This window comes from Pseudomonas sp. MF6751 (genome assembly GCF_016613265.1).
GTDB classification, from domain to species: Bacteria; Pseudomonadota; Gammaproteobacteria; order Pseudomonadales; family Pseudomonadaceae; genus Aquipseudomonas; species Aquipseudomonas fluorescens_BV.
In genome coordinates, this window is record NZ_JAENSV010000089.1 from 1 (window position 1) to 3,079 (window position 3,079).

Below are 3,079 nucleotides of genomic sequence, written 5' to 3' on the forward strand. Positions count from 1 at the left end.
CAATCACTCGCGTATCAGACTGAAGCTAAACGGCCTGAGTCCTGTTGAATACAGAATTCAGGCCGCTCAGGCATAGATAGAAAATCGTCCAACTTTGTGGGGTCAGTTCAGAGCGTGGGAACGATCATCAAAACCTCACGTCAAGGCGATAGTTGACGCGTTGCTGTGCGGCCCGACGGTACTGGCACGGTCCGCCAGGTAACGGGCTGGCGGTTGGCCCATGGCCTTGCGGAACATGGTGATAAACCCGCTGGCATTTTCATAACCCAGGTCCAGCGCCACGCTCTGCACACTCTCGCCGTTGGCCAGGCGCTGTAGTGAAAGGATTACATGCAACTGCCGGCGCCAGCGACCGAAGCTCAGGCCGATCTCTTCCAGCAGCAGGCGGGTCATGCTGCGTTCGCTCATGCCGATGCGCACGGCCCATTCGCCCAAGGTAGATTTATCGCCGGGGTTGGCCAATAAGCTGTTGGCCAGCCGATGCAAGCGGGGGTCTTGGGGCATCGGCAAATGCAGGGCTTCGATGGGGGCCAGGGCCAACTCGTCGAGTAACGTCGCCACCAGCCGGCCCTGGGCGCCGTCTTCGTCGTAGAGCTGCGGGAAGCTGACCGCCTTGCCGATCAATTCGTGCAGCAATGGCGACACCGACAGCGTGCAACATTGCCGGGGCAGGGCGCTGGCGGCGTCCGGGTTGATCAACAGGCAATAGACATCTGCTTCGCCAGCGCCACGGGCCGCGTGGGTCACACCGCCGGGAATCCACAATGCGCATTGCGGCGGCACGATCCAGATACCCGCCTCGATCACGCAATGCACCACGCCGCGCAAGGTGTAGATCAATTGCCCGTGTTGATGGTGGTGAGGGGTATGTTCCCAGCGTTCGGACGTACTCGAGGCGCCCACTGCAACAATCGAGCGAGGGATCGCGGCGGCGTCGCGGACCCGGCAGGGGTCGTATTGGTCGAGGCGGTGATGAACCATGCTGATAACTGCCTTGGCTGGATTGCGAAATATTCTGGCTATTCTATGCAATGCTGTCCAGCGTCATGCGCCCTATGATGAGAACCAATCTCATCAAAGGAGCTTTGCCATGCGACTCGACAGTTCAACTTTCCCGGTGGTGAAAATCTTTTTCGACGCGCCTAGCGAGGGAGCGCCGGAAGACGCCTTCCTGACATTCGAACGTCTGCTGGCGCGTGAGCAGCCCTTCTTGCTGCTGCACGAAAAAGCCGTGGATGAGAACAATCACGAACACGCCCACGAAGAGCGCAAGCGCGCTTCTATCTGGATGAAGAAAAACAAGGCTGCCTTGCGCGCTTACGTCAAAGGCATGATCCAGGTGGAGCCCAGCGCTGCCAAGCGCCTGGCCCTCAAGCCCTTTGCCGTGACGTTCGGCAAGGCCTGGGGTTACCCGCTGCTGGTGGTGGAGTCCAAGGATCGCGCCTGGGCGTTGGCCCAGGATGTGCTGGATGCAGAAGTGTCGGATGTGGCGTATTTCTGAGCCTGGCCAAAGCTCGACAGCGTCCACAATTGAACTACCTTGATTGACGAGCCTTCCCACTCGGTACTCAAGCATGCGCACTTTATGGACGCGGTACCTGGCGTTGCTGGAAAACGACCTGAGCACGCAAATTTTCGACAATGTTAAAAACCTGTTGGTCTGCGCGCTGTTGTTTGCGGCGGGGACCAATGCGCTGGTGGGGCCGCGCGACTTGCTGATCGGTATCTTCGCCTCCAGCGTCGCGGGCTGGGGCTTGATTGTGCTGTCGACGGTGCTGATGCTGTTGAACGTCAGCGACGGCATTCGCCGCCTGGCCAAATTGCGTTATCACTTGGCGTTGCAACTGTTGTTGATCCTGATCTACGTGGTGATTGCCGAACGGGTGGTAGAGATTGTGTGGGTGTTGCGCGCCCACTGAAGTATCCTCCGCGCCTCGTTTATCACTGATTCAAACAAAGATGACAGGACAAGCTATGCAGGCGCTGCTGGAGTCGATCCTCGACGAAGTGCGCCCTTTGATCGGCCTCGGCAAAGTCGCCGATTACATTCCCGCGCTGGCCGACGTGCCCGCCAACCAACTCGGCATCGCGGTATACGGTAACGATGGCGCGGCCTACTGCGCCGGTGATGCCGACACGCTGTTTTCGGTGCAGAGCATTTCCAAGGTATTCAGCCTGGTGCAGGCCATCGACCATGGCGGCGAAACCATCTGGGAACGCTTGGGCCACGAGCCCTCGGGGCAGCCGTTCAACTCCATGGTGCAGTTGGAATTCGAACGTGGCCGCCCGCGCAACCCCTTTATCAACGCTGGCGCGCTGGTGATTTGCGACATCAACCAGTCGCGCTTCGCCGTGCCGATTCTGTCGATGCGCGACTTTGTACGGCGCCTGTCGGGCAACCCGCAGATCCTGGTCAACAGCGTCGTGGCCGAATCTGAAGCCCAGCATGGTGCGCGCAATGCGGCCATGGCCTACCTGATGAAGTCGTTCGGCAACTTTCATAACGATGTGGACGCGGTGCTGCACAGCTACTTCAACTATTGCGCGTTGCAGATGAGCTGCCTGGACCTGGCCCGAGCGTTCAGCTTCCTGGCCAATGAAGGCGTGAGTGCCCACAGTGGCGAGCAGGTGCTGACGGCGCGCCAGACCAAGCAAGTGAACTCGATCATGGCCACCAGCGGGCTTTATGACGAGGCGGGCAATTTTGCCTACCGCGTGGGCCTGCCGGGCAAGAGCGGGGTCGGCGGCGGGATCGTCGCGGTGGTGCCGGGGCAGTTCACGGTATGCGTGTGGTCGCCGGAGTTGAACGCAGCGGGCAACTCGCTGGCGGGGATGAAGGCGTTGGAATTGTTGAGTGAGCGGATTGGGTGGTCGGTGTTTTGAGACCGTGAGATCTTTATTCTTGTGGGAGCTGGCTTGCCTGCGATAGCGGTGGCTCAGTTGAATATTCAGTGACTGACACGCCGCCATCGCGGGCAAGCCCGCTCCCACAGGGATCTATGCCTGGTGCCGATTCTGTGGGCAACCCACAACCAGTGTGGGAGCTGGCTTGCCTGCGATAGCGGTGGCTCAGTTGAAT

At 59.7% G+C, this 3,079-nt stretch carries 5 protein-coding genes; 4 read left to right on the top strand and 1 reads right to left on the bottom strand.

Going from position 1 to position 3,079, the window contains the following annotated elements; translation table 11 throughout:
- Window positions 1–76 (top strand): IS3 family transposase (locus JJD66_RS28350; protein ID WP_325167118.1); only part of this gene is annotated, 76 nt, incomplete at its 5' end.
- A 59-nt stretch (window positions 77–135) separates the two neighbouring features.
- Here JJD66_RS28350 and JJD66_RS27785 read toward each other — a convergent pair.
- Complete coding sequence (locus JJD66_RS27785; RefSeq protein ID WP_105226653.1) at window positions 136–981, bottom strand: AraC family transcriptional regulator; 846 nt, start codon at window positions 979–981, stop codon at window positions 136–138.
- Between the two features lie 109 nt (window positions 982–1,090).
- Between JJD66_RS27785 and JJD66_RS27790 the strand changes: the two genes are divergently transcribed.
- The 3 genes from JJD66_RS27790 to glsB all read left to right on the top strand — a co-directional run bounded on the left by JJD66_RS27790 (window position 1,091) and on the right by glsB (window position 2,883).
- On the top strand, window positions 1,091–1,501 hold the full coding sequence (locus tag JJD66_RS27790) for a hypothetical protein (RefSeq protein WP_034125714.1): 411 nt from the start codon (window positions 1,091–1,093) through the stop codon (window positions 1,499–1,501).
- 73 nt (window positions 1,502–1,574) lie between these two features.
- Window positions 1,575–1,919 carry a hypothetical protein gene (locus tag JJD66_RS27795; RefSeq protein ID WP_103451477.1) on the top strand — a complete coding sequence of 115 codons (345 nt, stop codon included), beginning with the start codon at window positions 1,575–1,577 and terminating at the stop codon, window positions 1,917–1,919.
- Window positions 1,920–1,974: 55 nt separating this feature from the next.
- On the top strand, window positions 1,975–2,883 hold the full coding sequence (gene glsB / locus JJD66_RS27800; protein WP_200649517.1) for a glutaminase B: 909 nt from the start codon (window positions 1,975–1,977) through the stop codon (window positions 2,881–2,883).
- The last annotated feature ends 196 nt before the right edge of the window (window positions 2,884–3,079 follow it).